Origin of the sequence: Streptomyces sp. NBC_00210, from assembly GCF_045160975.1 — a bacterium.
Lineage (GTDB): Bacteria > Actinomycetota > Actinomycetes > Streptomycetales > Streptomycetaceae > Streptomyces.
This window is the reverse complement of sequence record NZ_CP108120.1, coordinates 6,051,639-6,065,914: the sequence shown is the minus strand read 5'-3', so window position 1 is coordinate 6,065,914 and position 14,276 is coordinate 6,051,639. Positions and strand designations below refer to the sequence as shown.

Genomic DNA, 14,276 nt, shown 5'->3' with positions numbered 1-14,276 from the left:
GGTGCAGCAGTGAACCTCTGTTGGCTACCGGGTCGTTGAGCGGCGCGGTTCTCTAGAAGCGTCGCAGAAAGGCGAGTTGAGAAAGCCGGACAGCGACATCGCTTGACAGCTGGTGCGCACCAGATGCAACCTACTGGTGCGCACCAGATGGGAACGCAGAAGCCCTGCGGCGCTGCCACAGGGCTCCAACGACTCAATGCAGGAAGCGACGCCCTACCGCCAAGCAAGTCGCCGCTTCCGCCCCTACAAGGGAGCTTCCATCATGTCATCGTTCAAGATCGACACCTCGACCGCTGTCGTGTTCGTTGCGGTTGAGCCGAAGATGAAGATCATCAACAAGCAGACCGAAGAGATCGCCATCGACCGGGAGACCGGAGCAAAGATGATGACGGTCGGTCTGACCATCGCGGACGAGGGCGAGGCGAACCTCTACAACGTCTCGATCCCGGAGACGGGTGTTCCGGCAGGACTCACGCTCGGCATGCCGGTCAAGGTCGTCGGCCTGAAGGCCCGTGACTGGGAGAACACGTTCAACGGTGAGAAGCGCTTCGGCATCGCGTTCCGCGCGGTCGCGCTGGTCACTCCCTCCCAGGCCAAGGGCTGAGCACCGTGTCAGGGAACTGGGTTCTCGTCATAGCGCTGGTGGTCATCGCCACGGCTCTGGTGCTGCGGAAGGTCCGCCCGGCTTGGTACTGGCTGACCTTCGGGGTCATCTTCGCCATGGCACGGGTGACCTTCCGGTACGCCTCGGTCATGGAGGCCTGCGGGCTGACGGTTCCGCCGTCCCGGCTACGCCTCGCGCTGGCTCGGATGGCCAACCGTCCGGCTCCTGAGTCCCGGGTGCCGCGCATTGTGCGGATGCGGCCGACGCGCACCGGGCTGGTGCTACGGGTGAAGCTGCGGCCCGGTCAGGACGCGTTCGACTTCGCCGCCTCCACGGACCGGCTGCGCCACTCGTTCTCGATGCACGGCATCACCTCGCGTGAGATCAAGTCCGGTGTCATCGAGCTGCGGATGACCGGTTACGACGTGCTGGCGCGGGTGCAGATGCCCGCGAAGATCGAGCGTGAGGGGCTGCGCATCCCGGTCGCGCTGCGGGAAGACGGAGAGGTCCACTACCGCGACTACCAGGAGGTGCCGCACGCGCTGAACCTCGGCGCGACCAAGTCCGGAAAGTCCGTGTATCAGCGCCAGTTGGTCAAGGAACTCGCCCCGCAGCACGTCGCCCTCGTCGGCATCGACTGCAAGCAAGGCGTTGAACTCGCCCCACTGGCACGCCGGTTCACCGCGCTGGCCGACAACCCGGACGATGCGGCCGATCTGCTCGAAGCGCTCGTAGAGCAGATGGCGGACACCTATCAGGTAATCCGGCGCGATCAGCGGATCAGCGCAGACACGGCGGATGCGGAGATCACTGCCGACATCTGGGGCCTGCCCGAGCATCTGCGACCGGTGCCCGTCGTCCTCCTGGTCGACGAGGTCGCGGAGCTGGCGCTGTTCTCCAACACGGCGGAGAAGAAGCGTCGCGAGCGGATCGTCACCGCTCTGGTGCGCCTGGTCCAGCTCGGTCGCGCCGCGGGCATCTATGTGGAGATCTGCGGGCAGCGCTTCGGCGCGGAGCTCGGGGACGGGATCACCATGCTCCGTGCCCAGCTGACCGGCCGCGTCTCGCACCGGGTCAACGATGAGGCCTCCGCCAAGATGGCATTCGGCGACATCTCCCCGGATGCCGTGCTGGCGACCACACAGATCCCCGTCGAACGGCCCGGCATGGCTGTTGCCGGTGACTCCACGGGCGGCTGGGTCCGCATCCGTACGCCGTTCACCTCGATGCGGCAGGCCGTGACCGCCTGCAACGCGCACACGCACCGCACCCCGGCGATCAAGGGCCTGGAGCCCTTCCGCCCGGAGCTGCCGGACCTGAAGGGCCTGGACTTCCCTGCCCCGGCCGTAGAGCCCGCCACAGCCTGATCCACCCAGTTCCACTCCGGTCGGCGTGACCGTCTCGCGCCACGTCCCTACCCCTTCCATGCCTGAAACAGGAGAAGCCCCATGGACGACCGCGAGGACTTCGACCGCACCGTGGCCCTGCTCTGCGGGCTGGCCCTGTACACCCACACCTCTGGCGCTGACGACGGGTTCGTCGCCGCCATCGGCCCGTCGCTGGCCGCCTCGCTGCCGAGCGGTGTACTGCCGCCGGGCTACGACCCCAACAGCGGGCCTGAGTACCCGGGTCAGGGGCTGTGAACATGGCTGCCTCCAAGTGGGCGATCCGCCTGGACGCCGTGCTCGTACAGGCCGTGATCGCGGGAGCCTTGTCCTTCGCCCACCTGCACGATCTGGCCGCAGCCGCCGGACAGGACGGCTGGAAGGCATGGGCCTACCCGGTCAGCGTGGACCTGCTCATGGTCGCCGCCTGGCGACGGCTGAGCGTGCTCCGCAAGGTCGGCGGGCCCGTCGGTGCCGCATGGTTCTGGTTCGCGGTGGCGCTGGTCGCCTCGCTCGGGGCGAACGTCGCCACCGCGGGCCTGCTCGACCTGGCGAACGTACCGGCCTGGCTGCGGATCCTGGTCGCCGGATGGCCCGCGCTGGCCTTCCTCGGCGGCACGCTCCTCGTCCACACACCCGCAGACCACGAAACAGCGGAGCCTGAGCCCCTGCGCCCGGTCGTCGAGCCGGTGAGTGTGCCGGCCGATTCGGCGCCCGAACCCGAGCCGGATGCCGTCGAGGCTGGCGAGCCGGTCCCGGCTCTGCCTGCACCGCCGTCTGTGGATGTGCCGCCCGCGCTCGTCGACCACGCCCGCAAGCTCGCCGACGCCCACCGCACGGCGACCGGCAACCCGATCGACGCCGACACCCTGCGCGACCGGCTCGGTCTGCCCGGCCCGATGGCCGCCCAGCTCGCCACCCAACTCACCTGACCAGAAAGGACAACACACCATGCCTGCCCGCGACTTCTTCCACTCCGTGATGCGGATCGGCCCCGTGCAGATCGGCACCCACCGCGACCGGCACGGCCGCACCAAGCACGCCGCGGTCTGCTCGCGGGACCGCTGCGGCTGGTCCGCCGACTTCTCCAACCAGTCCGCCGCGCAGCTGGCTGCCCGCACCCACCGCTGCACGCCCCACTGAGGAGACACCCGTCATGGACGTTCCGCTCTGGCTCGCGCTGATCGTCATCGGCTGGCTCGGCATCAAGCACATCCGCCCGCCCTGGTGGCTCGTCGCCGTGCTGATGCTCGGCGGCTACCTCCTCGCAGACAGCCTGCTCGCCCCCGTCATCGACACCGCCGTCAAGTAGCCCGAAGGGAGATCAACCATGTTCCGCCCGAAGATCCCCACCATGCCCACACCGACCGGCACCGTCGCCCCGATCGTCCACGCGGCCCCGGTCGAGCAGCACCAGCACGCCAAGACGTGCACCTGCCAGCACCCCGCCCCCACCCCGGCTCCGATGCGCTCGGCTCCCGCGGTCCGGCTCTCCCCTACTGGCCTCCTGACCGCCATCGCCGGGGGTGCCGGAGTCGTGCTCGTCGTCGGCGCGGTCCTGGTCTCGCTCCTGCTCGCCGTCGCCGTCACCGCCACCTCGGTCGCGGTCTGCGCCGTCGTACTGCGCTCCATGGTCAACAACCCGCGCCATCGCTGACCAGCCCTCCGGGCGGCACCGAAACCGCCAAGTCTCCGCCGCCCGGACAGGCCCAGCCCCTACCCGACTTCTCAACCGGAAGGAAGCCCCATCATGCCCCAGCACAACCATGCCCAAGTCCGTGTCTGCCCCGCCTGCGACGGTTTCGCATCCGTCGCCATCACCCTCGGCGGCCGCAACCTCGACGGCAACCGGCGCACTGTCACCGCCCACTGCCGCACCTGCCACGGAACCGGAACCGTCCCGCCCCTGCGCCACCTGGTCGCTACTGCGGGTTCGGAGGTGACGGCATGAGGATCCCCTTTCACCGCCTCCTGTCCGATCCCTTGGACTCCCCGATCGACGAGGCAAAGAAGATCGCATCCGCCCACCAGCGCCACGACGCCTCACGCAGCAAGGCAGCGCAGGCACGCAAAAACTCCTACGGGCGTACTTCGGATGACGTCTCCGGCCCGTCCAGCGCTTCGGCCAGCACCCCCAAGAAGCGGCGCTGGTTGTGACCCACCTACGCGAGTCTTTGGCCGCCGCGACCGATCTTGCACCAACCCCCGACCGCCCCGGCGTGCACGTCGCCAAACCGGCCAAGGACTACCCCGCCCGCGGCTCCTACGCCTGCTGCTGCGGTGCCTCCGGCCGCGCCCAGGGCGACGACAACGTACGCGACCTCGTCGCCCGGTGGATCGACCACCGCAACACCTGCCCCCACCGCTGATCCCGCCTGCCGGGGCACCGCCCGCCCTTCCCGCGGCCGGTGCCCCGGCACTGCCAACCCCCTCTGAGAGGAGGACTCTCCCCTTGACCGCGACTGCACCGCCCCCAGTACGTGACCTCGCTTTCCTCGCCTCGCTCGGCACCATGCCCGGACTCATGCGGCAACTGCGGGGCCTGGGCGGCTGCGCTACTCCGATCCGCCTCGACGGCCACCGCACCGAACACGCCCTTAACACCACGACCGGTGAGATCGGCCCGGTCGTGCACCACTTGAACTCCGCCGACCTGCCCGCCGGGAACCTTCTGATCCGCTGCAACAACCGGCGCGCCACCCGCTGCCCGGCCTGCGCCGAGACCTACCGCCGCGACACCTACCAACTGATCACCGCAGGCCTGCGCGGCGGCAAAGGCACACCTGAGCGGGTCGCCACCCATCCACGGGTGTTCGCCACTTTCACCGCCCCCAGCTTCGGGCCCGTGCACAACCGCCCCACGACCAAGCCCGGCACTGTTCTCCGCTGCCGTTGCGGTACCCGGCACCCCAAGGACGCAGCCGAGTTGGGCAGCCCGCTCAACCCCGATACCTACGACTACGAAACGGCTGTCCTGTGGAACGCACACGCCTCCAAGATCTGGGCTCGCTTCTCCATCTACCTGCGCCGCGAAGTCGCCAAGCGCGCAGGCCTGACCCAACGAGCCTTCGCCCAGTACGCCCGGGTCTCCTTCGCCAAGGTCGCCGAATACCAGCGCCGCGGAGCGATCCACTTCCATGCCGTGATCCGCCTCGACGGCCCCGAAGGTGGCACCACCACTCCCCCGGCATGGGCCACCGCCGAACTCCTCGCCGACGCCATCCGCGCCGCCGCTGATGCCGCCGAAGTGCCCGGCCCCATCCTCGACGGCCGCGCCCACCACTTCGCCTTCGGCACCGAGCTCGACATCCGCCCCATCCGCTCGGCCGACCTCGACGGCGGCACCCAGCTCACTGAACGCGCCGTCGCCGCCTACATCGCCAAGTACGCAACCAAAGGAGCAGAGACCGCGACCGGCACCCTCGACCGCCCCATCAAGTTCCTCGCCGAACTCGGCCGCAAGTCCATCCCCGAACACGCCCGCCGACTGATCCGCACCGCCTGGACCCTCGGCGCACGCAAAGACCTGGAAGACCTCCGGCTCCGGGCCTGGGCTCACATGCTCGGCTTCCGCGGCCACTTCTCCACCAAGACCCGCCGCTACTCCACCACCCTCGGCGCACTCCGCACCGCCCGCGCCGAATGGCGACGCCTCCAAGCCGCCATCGCACACGGTGACGAAATCCCCGTGCCGGCCAACTCGGACAGTGACGACACCACTCTCGTCCTCGCGCACTGGGCATTCGCCGGAACCGGACTCACCCGCGGCGAGGAATGGCTCGCCGCCTCCATCACCCCAGACACCACCGACATGGAAGGAGCCGCAGCATGACCACCGCCACTGCCGAACTGCTGACCGTGCCCGAGGTTATGGCGCGGCTCAAGTTCGGACGCTCGAAGGTCTATGACCTGATCCGCTCGAAGCGCCTCGTCTCGATCACTGAGGGGCGCGCCCGCCGAATCCCCGAGATCGCGCTACAGGATTACATCCGCGATCGGATCGAGGAGGCTGCCTGATGGTCTCCCAGCGCAAGCGCAACCCCAACGGCGCAGGCACGATCACCAAACGCAAGGACGGCCGCTACCAGGCCGCTGTCTACGTGCTTCAGCCGGACGGCACCCGGGCCCGCAAGTTCGCCTACGGCAAGACCTGGGCCGAGTGCGACGCCAAGCGCCGCGAGCTGCTCGACAAGGTGGACCAGGGCGTGCCCGTGCCCACCCGCTCGGCCAAGCTCTCCGAGTGGCTGCCGTACTGGCTGGACAACATCATCAAGCCGCGTCGAAAGCGCACCACCTACGCCAAGTACGAGGTTCACGTCCGGCTGTACCTGGTGCCGATGCTTGGTTCCAAGCGGCTGGAGTCGCTGAGCGTCGCCGATGTCCGGCGCTTCCTCAACCAACTGGAAAAGAAGAGCACCGCGGCAACCACCAAGGAATCCCACCGCGTGCTCCGTACCGCGCTGACGGCTGCGTGCCGGGAAGAGCTGGTCATGCGGAATGTGGCAACGCTGGTGGAGCCGCCCTCGGTCGACGCTCGTGATCTGTCGCCGTGGTCCCTGGACGAGACGCTGACCTTTCTGACGGCCGCGCGAAAGGACCCGCTCTATGCGGCCTTCGTGCTCGCCATCGCGCTCGGATTCCGCCGCGGTGAGGTCGTCGGGCTTCGCTGGGAAAACCTCGATCTCGACAAGCGGGAGATCCGTGTCCGTACTCAGCGGCAGCGTGTCCGCGGTGAGGCGTACGAGGACGATCCCAAGGGCCGCCGCCGTCGGCAGACCTTGCCTCTTCCCGCTCTCTGCGTCGCTCCCCTGCGGTGGCAGCGGATGCGGCAAGCCGCCCTGCGCGAGAGCGCCGGGGACCGGTGGGAGGAGACCGGTTACGTCTTCACCACGCGCACGGGACGACCGATCGAGCCGCGCAACCTGTACCGCTCGTTCACTCGCGTCGCCAAAGATGCGGGCCTGCGAGTGATCCGGCTGCACGATGCCCGGCATGGCTGCGCGACTCTGCTGACCGCCGCGGGCGTTGCTCCCCGCGTCGTGATGGAGATCCTTGGTCACAGTCAGATCGCCGTGACGATGAACGTCTACACGCACGTCGTGCAGGACACGCAGCGCGAAGCAGTGAGCCACCTGGACCGGATGCTCAAGCGGCGGCCGGTCGTGAATGACCGCCCCGGTTGATGTCAAAAGTGGATGTCAAAGGCCCCCAGCCATGATCGGCTGGGGGCCTTTGCACTGGTGGGCGCGGACGGTTTCGAACCGCCGACATCTGCTTTGTAAGAGCAGCGCTCTACCCCTGAGCTACGCACCCGTGGATGAAGGAACAGCGTACATGGCAGATGGGGCCGCTCTGCAAACCCGTTCCCGGCCACCGGGCCCGCACCCCTCAGTACTGGAGATAGCCACATCGGTACTGGGGATAGCCCCACCCCACACACGGTGGTCGCCCGGATCGCTCCCCACTCCCCCGCGCTCATACCGTGAGGGCACATCGGCAGAACCACCTGGGGGAACGATCACCATGGCCGTACTGACCACCCGACGCAATCGCGCCCGCGCGTTCATCGCACTCGGAGGCACCGTCCTCGGTGCTCTCGCGCTCACCGGGTGCGGTAGTGCCGACGCCGGCGACGCGCCCGTCGAGAAGCGGTCTTTTCCGCTGGAGGGGAAGGCGCTCACCATCGATTCCGACAACTCCGCCATCGAGATCGTGCCCGCCGATGTGAAGGATGTGCAGGTCACCCGGCAGGTCGACGGGTGGGTGTTCATGGGGAGCGGGCCCGGGGCCTCCTGGATGATGAAGGACGGGAAGCTCACCCTCCGGGTGGAGTGCGATGCCGTCGCGAGCAGCTGCGAGGCCCGGCACACGGTGAAGGTGCCGCGAGGTGTGGCCGTGACCGTGGAGGACGACAACGGGAGCGTGACCGCCAGTGGGTTCGACACCGCGCTCAAGATCCGGACCGACAATGGCGCCGTGACCGTACGGGACGCCAGCGGGCCGCTGCGGCTCGACACGGACAACGGGGAGATCGTCGCTGAGCGGGTCAGCTCCAAGGCCGTGACTGTCGGGGCGGAGAACGGGTCAGTGCGGCTCGGGCTCAGTGCCGTGCCCGATCGGGTCGAGACCGTCAGTGACAACGGCGCCATCACCGTCGAGCTGCCGCGCGCGGGCGCTCCGTACGCCGTGACGGCCAAGAGCGACAACGGCGATGTGGACGTCGACGTGCCCACCGACGACGGCAGCTCACATGTCGTGAAGGCCCGCACCGACAACGGCAACGTCACCGTGCGAAGCGCGAACTAACCAGCCCGTGTGTTCGTCACTACCTGGTGGGACAATGAACCGGGCAGGGCGACACAGCACGGGAGAGGGATGTGACGGCGACACACGCGCAGCCGCACGCAAAAAGAGGTGCGAGAGCGAGTGCGAGTGCCGTCCGCGACGTCCTCGCGCTGATGCTGTTGCCTCTGCCGCTGGTCGTCGCGGCGCTGCCGGGTGCCTTTGCCGGCGGGGGCGGGGGTGGCCGGCGTTGGTTCGGCGGGCGGGGCGAGAGTGAGCGGGCCGATGCGCAGGCCGCGAAGGACGCTGCTGCTGCCGCCTTCTACGAGCTGGACACCGCCCAGCGCGATCTGCGGATCTCGATCGAGACGATCACGGCGGTGGACAGTTCGCCGGGGGCGCGTCGGGCGGTCGACGACTTCGCCGCGCTTGGGCAGCGGATCGACGAGGCGAGTCATCGGTACATCACCGCCGTCGACGCGCACGACCTCGACCGGCACGATCTCGAAGCACACGTCGCCTCGCAGGCGCGCGGGGAGTTGAACCGGGCCAAGGACGAGCTCGTACGGGTCAAGGGCGATCTCGACCGGTTCGCCCAGGGGCTCGGGCCGCTGCTCGACAAGGCGGAGACGCAGCTCGCCCGGCTCGCCCCCGCCGTGGAGCGGGCGCGACAGGCGCTCCTTTCCGCGAGCAATGCTCTCGATTCGGTGCGGGGCTCCGGTCTGCGAGCGGATGATCTCGCGGCCCGGCTCGCCGCGCTCGGGCCCGAGCTGACCAAGCTCAATCAGGGCGCAGGGCGGCACGGTGTCGCCGAGACCTTGCAGCGTGCCGACCGCGTGCTGCGGGACGCCGAAGGGGTGCGGGCCGAGGCCGAGCGGCTGCCCGAGCGGGCGGCCGAGACCGACAAGCGTTTGGTCTCCCTCCGTACCCGCGCACAGGCCCTGACCACCCGCGCCGGGTCCGTCGAGCCCGTTCTGAGCGAGCTGCGGCGGCGTTTCTCCGCCGCCTGCTGGCAGGATCTCCAGCCGGTGCCCGAGCAGGCTGCGATCAGCGTCCGCCAGGCCGAGGAGAAGCTCAGGGAGGCAGCCAAGGCGCGTGACGAGCAGCGGTGGGCGGATGCGACAGCCCTGCTCAGTACGGTACGGGCGCTGCTGAACAGCACCGACGAGGCGGTCTCCGCGGCCGGTGACCGGCTGCAGCGGCTCAATGCCGTGGCCAAGGATCCGCAGCAGGAGATCGAGCGCACCCGGTTCGCGGTACGGGACGCGCAGCGCCTCGCCATGGCCGGGCGCAACACCCCGGACCCGCGGCATGCACAGCCGCTGGACGACGCGGTGGGGCGGCTGGAGCGGGCCATCGCCGGGCTGGAGGGCCGGCACCCCGACTACTGGCACTTCTTGACCGAGACGGAAGCGGTACGGCGTACGGCAGCGCGCGTCGTGGAGCAGATCCGCGAGGACCGCGGCGCGGGCGCCGGGCGGGGCTGAATCCGCCCCCGGCGGCACGGAACGGGCGGCACGGACTCGCACGCGGGCCATGCCCGGCCGTCCGGGGCTCGTCGGGTCCTGTGAGCTCACGGCCCACACGCCCCGGGCCGCCCAGGCCGCTCACGCCCCGGAACGCCGCCCGCCCCGCCCCAACCTTGTCCAGTTTTCGCCAATGATTTGAACCACATCCCACTCGGGCGGATCCTGGAAGCCGTACATGAGTACGTACGAAGGAGGCCGGACATGGCCGCACACGTACTGCCGTCCAAAACCAAGCGCAATCCCAGCCACCGCAACCGTCCCCGTCTCGACGAGCATCTGCCCGTCGATCACCGGCTCAGCCAGGTCTACCGCGTCGGCGCGGGGCTGACCGGGCTGGTGCTGCTCGCCTTCGGCATTCTCGGGCTGATCAACAAGGTCGGCTTCTTCGACACCGACGGCGACACCATCGCGGGCCTCAACACCAACGGCACGCTGAGCGTCCTCTCCATCTGCGTCGGGGTGCTGCTCTTCGTCGGCATGGTCATCGGCGGCAACTTCGCCTCCACCCTGAACATGGTCCTCGGCATACTTTTCATAGCCAGCGGCTTCATCAACCTCGGCCTGCTGGACAAGAGCTTCAACCCGCTCGCCTTCCACATACAGAACGTCCTGTTCAGCTTTGTGGTCGGCGTGATGCTGATGTTCTTCGGGATGTACGGGAGGGTCAGTTCGACGCTGCCCCACGACAACCCCTACTACAGGGCCCGCCACTCGGGCGGGGCCGAACCAGCGGAGAAGTCGGAGCAGGCCGAACCGACGGGACAGGCGGAACAGGAGCAGCGCTAGCCTTACGGCATGCCTCGTTACGAATACCGCTGCCGCAGCTGCGGCGACACCTTCGAAGTGAACCGGCCGATGGCCCAGTCCTCCGACCCGGCGAGCTGCCCTGCGGGGCACGAGGACACCGTCAAGCTGCTCTCGGCCGTCGCCGTCGGCGGTACGAAGTCCGCGCCCGCGCCGAGCGGCGGCGCGGGCGGAGGCGGGGGCGGCGGCTGCTGCGGAGGCGGCTGCTGCGGCTGACGCCACCGCGCCGAGCCGCCGCCCTGCCGTCAGGTTTCAGCTGCGATCGGTCACGACAACCCGCGGCGGCCTTCCCGCGTCGGCCTTCAGGGTGCCGTCGGCGCGGTCACGGCCTGGTGCGGGATCGCGGCGCCGCTGATGCTGTCGCCGGAGCGGCTGCCGGAACTGTCGCCGAAGCCACTGCCGTTGCTGAAGCCGTGGAACCGGCGCAGGATCTCCTCGCCCGCCGCGACGCCCGACTGTGGCAGTGCGTCGACGTGCGGGGCGCTCCAGCCGCTGTCGGCCAGTTCGCCGTGGCCCGGCCGCCAGCCGCGGTCCGCGGCGAGCAGCAGATCGGCGTCGAGGAGGGAGTCCCCGGCCGCCAGGATGTGCTCCGCGCCGGTGCGGCGGGCGACTTCGCGCACGGCCGCGCTCTTGGTGAGCGGCTTCGGCACGGCGTAGATCTTGCGGCCCTGGAGGGAGACGGTCCAGCCGCGCGGCCCGGCCCATTCCGCGAGCTCCCCGACCCAGTCCTCCGGCAGCAGGGCGCGCTCGACGACCAGATAGGCGAAGAGGTCCTCCGCGATCCGCTCCTTGCGCAGCCAGGCCGGGTCGGCGGTGGCGCTCAGATGGGCGCGGATCTCCGCCAGCGGGGCGCACTTGTCGGCGAGGGTCCCGGCCACGCGGTCCCGCCAGTCGCGGTCCGACACGCCGTCGACGAGCAGATGTCCGCCGTTGGCGCAGATCGCGAACTGCGGCGCGGCACCGGGAAGCCGGATGCGCTGGTACTGCTTGCGCGTGCGTGTCGTCGTCGGTACGAAGACGGTGTCGGCGGTGAGCTGCGTCAGCAGCCCCGCCGCGCTCTCCGTCATGTACGACAGCGGCTTGCGCTCGTGGACCTCGACGCACAGCAGGCGCGGGGCCTCTGCATCGGGCATGGTCAGCCCGAGGGCCGCCGACGAATAGATCAGCGTACGGTCGAGATCGCTGGCGATGAGGAGGCTCACTTGGCGGCCACCGCCTTGCCGTCGGCACCGGTCGCGCCCCGTGTGTAGCGGGGGTGGATCAGCCCCACGCAGGTGAACGGGAGTTCGTCGACCTCCTCGACCGGTACGCCGCGCTGCTCGGCGAGCAGCCGTACATGGTCGAGGTCGGCACCCGCGCCGCGCTTGGCGAGGATCTTCCAGGGGACGCGGCGCAGCAGGACTCGCGTGGTCTCGCCGACGCCCGGCTTGACGAGGTTGACGTCGTCGATGCCGTACTCCTGGCTGATCCGCTCGACGGCGGCCCAGCCCTCCCAGGTGGGCGCGCGGTCCGCCGAGAGCAGTTCCTTGACCTCGGCGTCGACGGCGGTGGCGACCTCGTCGAAGCGGGCGGCGACGGTGTCGACGAAGTGGTTGGAGACATCGGCGCCGGCGAGCTCGCGGTAGAACTTCCCGCCGTGGAAGTCGTGCGGCCCGACGAGGTCGGCGCGCAGGACCGTACGCGAGATCAGGCCGGAGACGGTGGAGTTGAGGCAGGCGGAGGGGATGAGGAAGTCCTCGCGGGTGCCGTAGGTGCGTACGCAGCCGCCGGGGTCGGCGAGGACCGCGATCTCGGGGTCGAAGCCGTCGAACTCCTCGAGCGCCTCGGCCAGTTCACGGGTGATCGCGCCCTTGCCGGTCCAGCCGTCGACGAACACGACGTCGGCCGGGTCGTGGTGCTCCTGGAGCCAGCGCAGGGCGTTGGTGTCGATGCCGCGGCCGCGGACGATGGAGACGGCGTAGTGCGGCAGGTCCAGACCGTGCCGGTGCTGGGCCCAGCGGCGCATGAGTACGCCGACGGGGGTGCCGGCCCGGGCCAGCGACACGAGTACGGGGCGCGGGGACCGTTCGGCGATGACGGTCTCGGTGACCGTGCCGACGGCGCGGGCGATTCTGGCGGCGGAGGTCGCCAGCGCGGCCTTGAAGAGCTCCTGGTACTGGGCGCTCGGCTGGTACTCGACGGGCAGCGACTCGGCGTAGTGGGCGCCGCCGCTCTGGATAGCCTCCTCGCGCTCCTCGGTCGGCGCCTCGAGCTCGACGTCCGAGAGGTCCTGGAGCAGCCAGCCGACCTCTTCTGGGGCGTAGGAGGAGAAGGCTGGGCCGCGGAGGGGCTCGGGCAGCATGGAGGCCCTTTCAGGTGCTTCGGGTACATAGCTGGGGACAACGGCCAGAACCACGTGCGGTATGTGCGCTGCGAGCTGGGCCAGCAGGCCGTCGGGGGCGTGCAGTTGGGGCGTGTCGGCGGCCGAGTCGACGACGGCGACGACGGCGTCGAACCCGGCGCCGGCGACGTTGTAGGCGTACCGCTGGCCGGGGCCGTCGGCGGGGTCGTCGTGGGCGGGGAAGACGAGGCGGCTGCGGATGGCGTAGCCGGGATCGTCGACGGCGAGGACGGGCGAGCGGGTGGTGGTGGAGTACCGGACGTCGGCGTCGACGACCTGCTCCAGCGCGGTACCGAGCCGGAGGGGCGCGTACATCAACTCCTCGAAGCCGAGGACGAGTACGCGGCGCGCGGCGCCGAGCGCGTCGGCTATTCGCCCGGCCATGCGGGGCAGGGCAGCCTCCAGCTCGACGCGGTGGGCGGGAGTGAAGCCGTGCCGCCCACCGTCGGGCAGCCCGCCGGGCCAGCCCAGCTCGACACGCACGGCGCCGTGGGTGGCGCTGCCGCGTGCCGTGGACGAGTCCGTCTTCGCCTCGTGTTCCGCCACCAGCGCCTGGCCCTTCTCCAGGACTCCCTCCGGCAGCCGGACCGTCCCCGAGGCAAGCGCCACGAGGTCGACCCGCGCGCCCATCTCGTCGGCGAAGGCGGACAGCCGCTCCCGGTCCCGCTCCGAGCGCATGTCGACCAGCGCCACGATCACATACCGGTCGCGCGGGTACCGCCCGTGCAGCTCACGGATCGTATTGAGCACGGTGTTGCCCGTGGAGAACTCGTCGTCCACGAGGATCAGCGGGCCGTCGCCCGCCAGGAGCGCCGGATCCTCGGGCAGCAGCAGGTGCGAGGTCGCATGCGAGTGCGACTCCTCGAAGCCGCCCGCCTGGGCCACTGACTCGACCGGGCGGCGCGTGGAGTGCAGATACGGCGCGCGGCCCACCCCGTCCGCCACCGAGTGGCCAAGACCGGTGGCGGTCTCCGCGTAGCCGAGGACCACCGCGCGGGCGGCCTGCTCCTCACCCAGCAGCTCCCGCACCCGCTCGCCCAGGCCGTACCCCGCGCCGTACACCACCGCGGGCGACTGCGGGACATGCTTGCCCAGCACGTTCGACACGAGCAGATGCGCCCGCTTGGGGTTACGGCGCAGGGCAAGCCCCAGCAGGCCGTCCAGCTTCTCGTCTCCGACGAGCCCGACGCCCAGCCGCTCAGCGACCCACGTTCCCGACCACACCACGCTTACAGTCTCTTCCTTCGTCATCTCAGCCGAAATCTCAGCACAAATCTCAACACGAACACTGG

General features: G+C 69.8%; 19 protein-coding genes and 1 tRNA gene. 17 read left to right on the top strand and 3 right to left on the bottom strand.

All coding sequences use genetic code 11. The annotated features are described in order from the left end of the window. The first annotated feature begins 262 nt into the window (after window positions 1–262). From OG729_RS27435 to OG729_RS27375, 13 genes are all read left to right on the top strand, one after another. Window positions 263–604: a hypothetical protein gene (locus tag OG729_RS27435; protein ID WP_405808484.1), complete on the top strand. Its 342-nt coding sequence runs from the start codon at window positions 263–265 to the stop codon at window positions 602–604. A 5-nt stretch (window positions 605–609) separates the two neighbouring features. Then, entirely contained in the window at window positions 610–1,971 is a 1,362-nt protein-coding gene (locus OG729_RS27430; RefSeq protein ID WP_405808482.1) for an FtsK/SpoIIIE domain-containing protein, read from the top strand. Between the two features lie 81 nt (window positions 1,972–2,052). Continuing rightward, a complete protein-coding gene (locus OG729_RS27425) occupies window positions 2,053–2,247 on the top strand; it encodes a hypothetical protein (protein WP_405808480.1) in 195 nt (64 codons plus the stop codon). A gap of 2 nt (window positions 2,248–2,249) precedes the next feature. Beyond that, a complete protein-coding gene (locus tag OG729_RS27420; protein ID WP_405808479.1) occupies window positions 2,250–2,921 on the top strand; it encodes a DUF2637 domain-containing protein in 672 nt (223 codons plus the stop codon). A gap of 19 nt (window positions 2,922–2,940) precedes the next feature. Beyond that, the gene (locus OG729_RS27415) at window positions 2,941–3,132 is read left to right on the top strand and encodes a mobile element transfer protein (protein ID WP_405808477.1); all 192 of its coding nucleotides are present in this window, start codon (window positions 2,941–2,943) and stop codon (window positions 3,130–3,132) included. A 13-nt stretch (window positions 3,133–3,145) separates the two neighbouring features. Beyond that, the gene (locus tag OG729_RS27410) at window positions 3,146–3,301 is read left to right on the top strand and encodes a hypothetical protein (protein WP_405808475.1); all 156 of its coding nucleotides are present in this window, start codon (window positions 3,146–3,148) and stop codon (window positions 3,299–3,301) included. A gap of 18 nt (window positions 3,302–3,319) precedes the next feature. Then, a complete protein-coding gene (locus OG729_RS27405; protein WP_405808474.1) occupies window positions 3,320–3,646 on the top strand; it encodes a SpdD-like protein in 327 nt (108 codons plus the stop codon). A 93-nt stretch (window positions 3,647–3,739) separates the two neighbouring features. Continuing rightward, window positions 3,740–3,940 (top strand): hypothetical protein, encoded by a 201-nt coding sequence (locus OG729_RS27400; protein WP_405808473.1) that lies wholly within the window; start codon window positions 3,740–3,742, stop codon window positions 3,938–3,940. Continuing rightward, window positions 3,937–4,146, top strand: a complete 210-nt coding sequence (locus OG729_RS27395) for a hypothetical protein (RefSeq protein ID WP_405808471.1) — start codon at window positions 3,937–3,939, stop codon at window positions 4,144–4,146. Before OG729_RS27400 ends, OG729_RS27395 begins: the two co-directional genes overlap by 4 nt. Beyond that, complete coding sequence (locus tag OG729_RS27390) at window positions 4,143–4,358, top strand: hypothetical protein (protein ID WP_405808470.1); 216 nt, start codon at window positions 4,143–4,145, stop codon at window positions 4,356–4,358. The genes OG729_RS27395 and OG729_RS27390 overlap by 4 nt, the downstream gene beginning before the upstream one ends. A 143-nt stretch (window positions 4,359–4,501) precedes the next feature. Further along, entirely contained in the window at window positions 4,502–5,821 is a 1,320-nt protein-coding gene (locus OG729_RS27385; RefSeq protein WP_405811308.1) for a replication initiator, read from the top strand. Further along, window positions 5,818–6,006, top strand: coding sequence for a helix-turn-helix domain-containing protein (locus OG729_RS27380; protein WP_405808468.1), 189 nt, complete (start codon window positions 5,818–5,820; stop codon window positions 6,004–6,006). Before OG729_RS27385 ends, OG729_RS27380 begins: the two co-directional genes overlap by 4 nt. Beyond that, on the top strand, window positions 6,006–7,172 hold the full coding sequence (locus OG729_RS27375; RefSeq protein ID WP_405808466.1) for a tyrosine-type recombinase/integrase: 1,167 nt from the start codon (window positions 6,006–6,008) through the stop codon (window positions 7,170–7,172). The genes OG729_RS27380 and OG729_RS27375 overlap by 1 nt, the downstream gene beginning before the upstream one ends. Before the next feature lie 55 nt (window positions 7,173–7,227). Here the strand turns inward: OG729_RS27375 and OG729_RS27370 are convergent. Next, window positions 7,228–7,302: transfer RNA gene (locus OG729_RS27370), tRNA-Val, on the bottom strand. Window positions 7,303–7,512: 210 nt separating this feature from the next. Between OG729_RS27370 and OG729_RS27365 the strand changes: the two genes are divergently transcribed. The 4 genes from OG729_RS27365 (at window position 7,513) to OG729_RS27350 (ending at window position 10,820) form a co-directional block, all read left to right on the top strand. Further along, entirely contained in the window at window positions 7,513–8,295 is a 783-nt protein-coding gene (locus OG729_RS27365) for a DUF4097 family beta strand repeat-containing protein (protein WP_405808465.1), read from the top strand. Window positions 8,296–8,366: 71 nt separating this feature from the next. After that, complete coding sequence (locus OG729_RS27360) at window positions 8,367–9,758, top strand: hypothetical protein (RefSeq protein WP_405808463.1); 1,392 nt, start codon at window positions 8,367–8,369, stop codon at window positions 9,756–9,758. Window positions 9,759–10,001: 243 nt separating this feature from the next. Continuing rightward, on the top strand, window positions 10,002–10,586 hold the full coding sequence (locus tag OG729_RS27355; RefSeq protein WP_360874558.1) for a DUF4383 domain-containing protein: 585 nt from the start codon (window positions 10,002–10,004) through the stop codon (window positions 10,584–10,586). A gap of 9 nt (window positions 10,587–10,595) precedes the next feature. Then, a complete protein-coding gene (locus OG729_RS27350; protein ID WP_360874554.1) occupies window positions 10,596–10,820 on the top strand; it encodes a zinc ribbon domain-containing protein in 225 nt (74 codons plus the stop codon). A gap of 86 nt (window positions 10,821–10,906) precedes the next feature. Here the strand turns inward: OG729_RS27350 and OG729_RS27345 are convergent, their stop codons facing one another. Then, entirely contained in the window at window positions 10,907–11,806 is a 900-nt protein-coding gene (locus OG729_RS27345) for an HAD family hydrolase (protein ID WP_360874551.1), read from the bottom strand. Next, window positions 11,803–14,235: a phosphoribosyltransferase gene (locus OG729_RS27340; protein WP_405808461.1), complete on the bottom strand. Its 2,433-nt coding sequence runs from the start codon at window positions 14,233–14,235 to the stop codon at window positions 11,803–11,805. The genes OG729_RS27345 and OG729_RS27340 overlap by 4 nt, the downstream gene beginning before the upstream one ends. Window positions 14,236–14,276 lie beyond the last annotated feature (41 nt).

Coding starts and splice junctions, on each gene's coding strand:
- OG729_RS27435 (WP_405808484.1), top strand. CDS start 263: ATGTCATCGTTCAAGATCGACACCTCGACCGCTGTCGTGTTCGTTGCG.
- OG729_RS27425 (WP_405808480.1), top strand. CDS start 2,053: ATGGACGACCGCGAGGACTTCGACCGCACCGTGGCCCTGCTCTGCGGG.
- OG729_RS27420 (WP_405808479.1), top strand. CDS start 2,250: ATGGCTGCCTCCAAGTGGGCGATCCGCCTGGACGCCGTGCTCGTACAG.
- OG729_RS27415 (WP_405808477.1), top strand. CDS start 2,941: ATGCCTGCCCGCGACTTCTTCCACTCCGTGATGCGGATCGGCCCCGTG.
- OG729_RS27410 (WP_405808475.1), top strand. CDS start 3,146: ATGGACGTTCCGCTCTGGCTCGCGCTGATCGTCATCGGCTGGCTCGGC.
- OG729_RS27405 (WP_405808474.1), top strand. CDS start 3,320: ATGTTCCGCCCGAAGATCCCCACCATGCCCACACCGACCGGCACCGTC.
- OG729_RS27400 (WP_405808473.1), top strand. CDS start 3,740: ATGCCCCAGCACAACCATGCCCAAGTCCGTGTCTGCCCCGCCTGCGAC.
- OG729_RS27395 (WP_405808471.1), top strand. CDS start 3,937: ATGAGGATCCCCTTTCACCGCCTCCTGTCCGATCCCTTGGACTCCCCG.
- OG729_RS27385 (WP_405811308.1), top strand. CDS start 4,502: ATGCCCGGACTCATGCGGCAACTGCGGGGCCTGGGCGGCTGCGCTACT.
- OG729_RS27380 (WP_405808468.1), top strand. CDS start 5,818: ATGACCACCGCCACTGCCGAACTGCTGACCGTGCCCGAGGTTATGGCG.
- OG729_RS27375 (WP_405808466.1), top strand. CDS start 6,006: ATGGTCTCCCAGCGCAAGCGCAACCCCAACGGCGCAGGCACGATCACC.
- OG729_RS27365 (WP_405808465.1), top strand. CDS start 7,513: ATGGCCGTACTGACCACCCGACGCAATCGCGCCCGCGCGTTCATCGCA.
- OG729_RS27355 (WP_360874558.1), top strand. CDS start 10,002: ATGGCCGCACACGTACTGCCGTCCAAAACCAAGCGCAATCCCAGCCAC.
- OG729_RS27350 (WP_360874554.1), top strand. CDS start 10,596: ATGCCTCGTTACGAATACCGCTGCCGCAGCTGCGGCGACACCTTCGAA.
- OG729_RS27340 (WP_405808461.1), bottom strand. CDS start 14,235: ATGACGAAGGAAGAGACTGTAAGCGTGGTGTGGTCGGGAACGTGGGTC.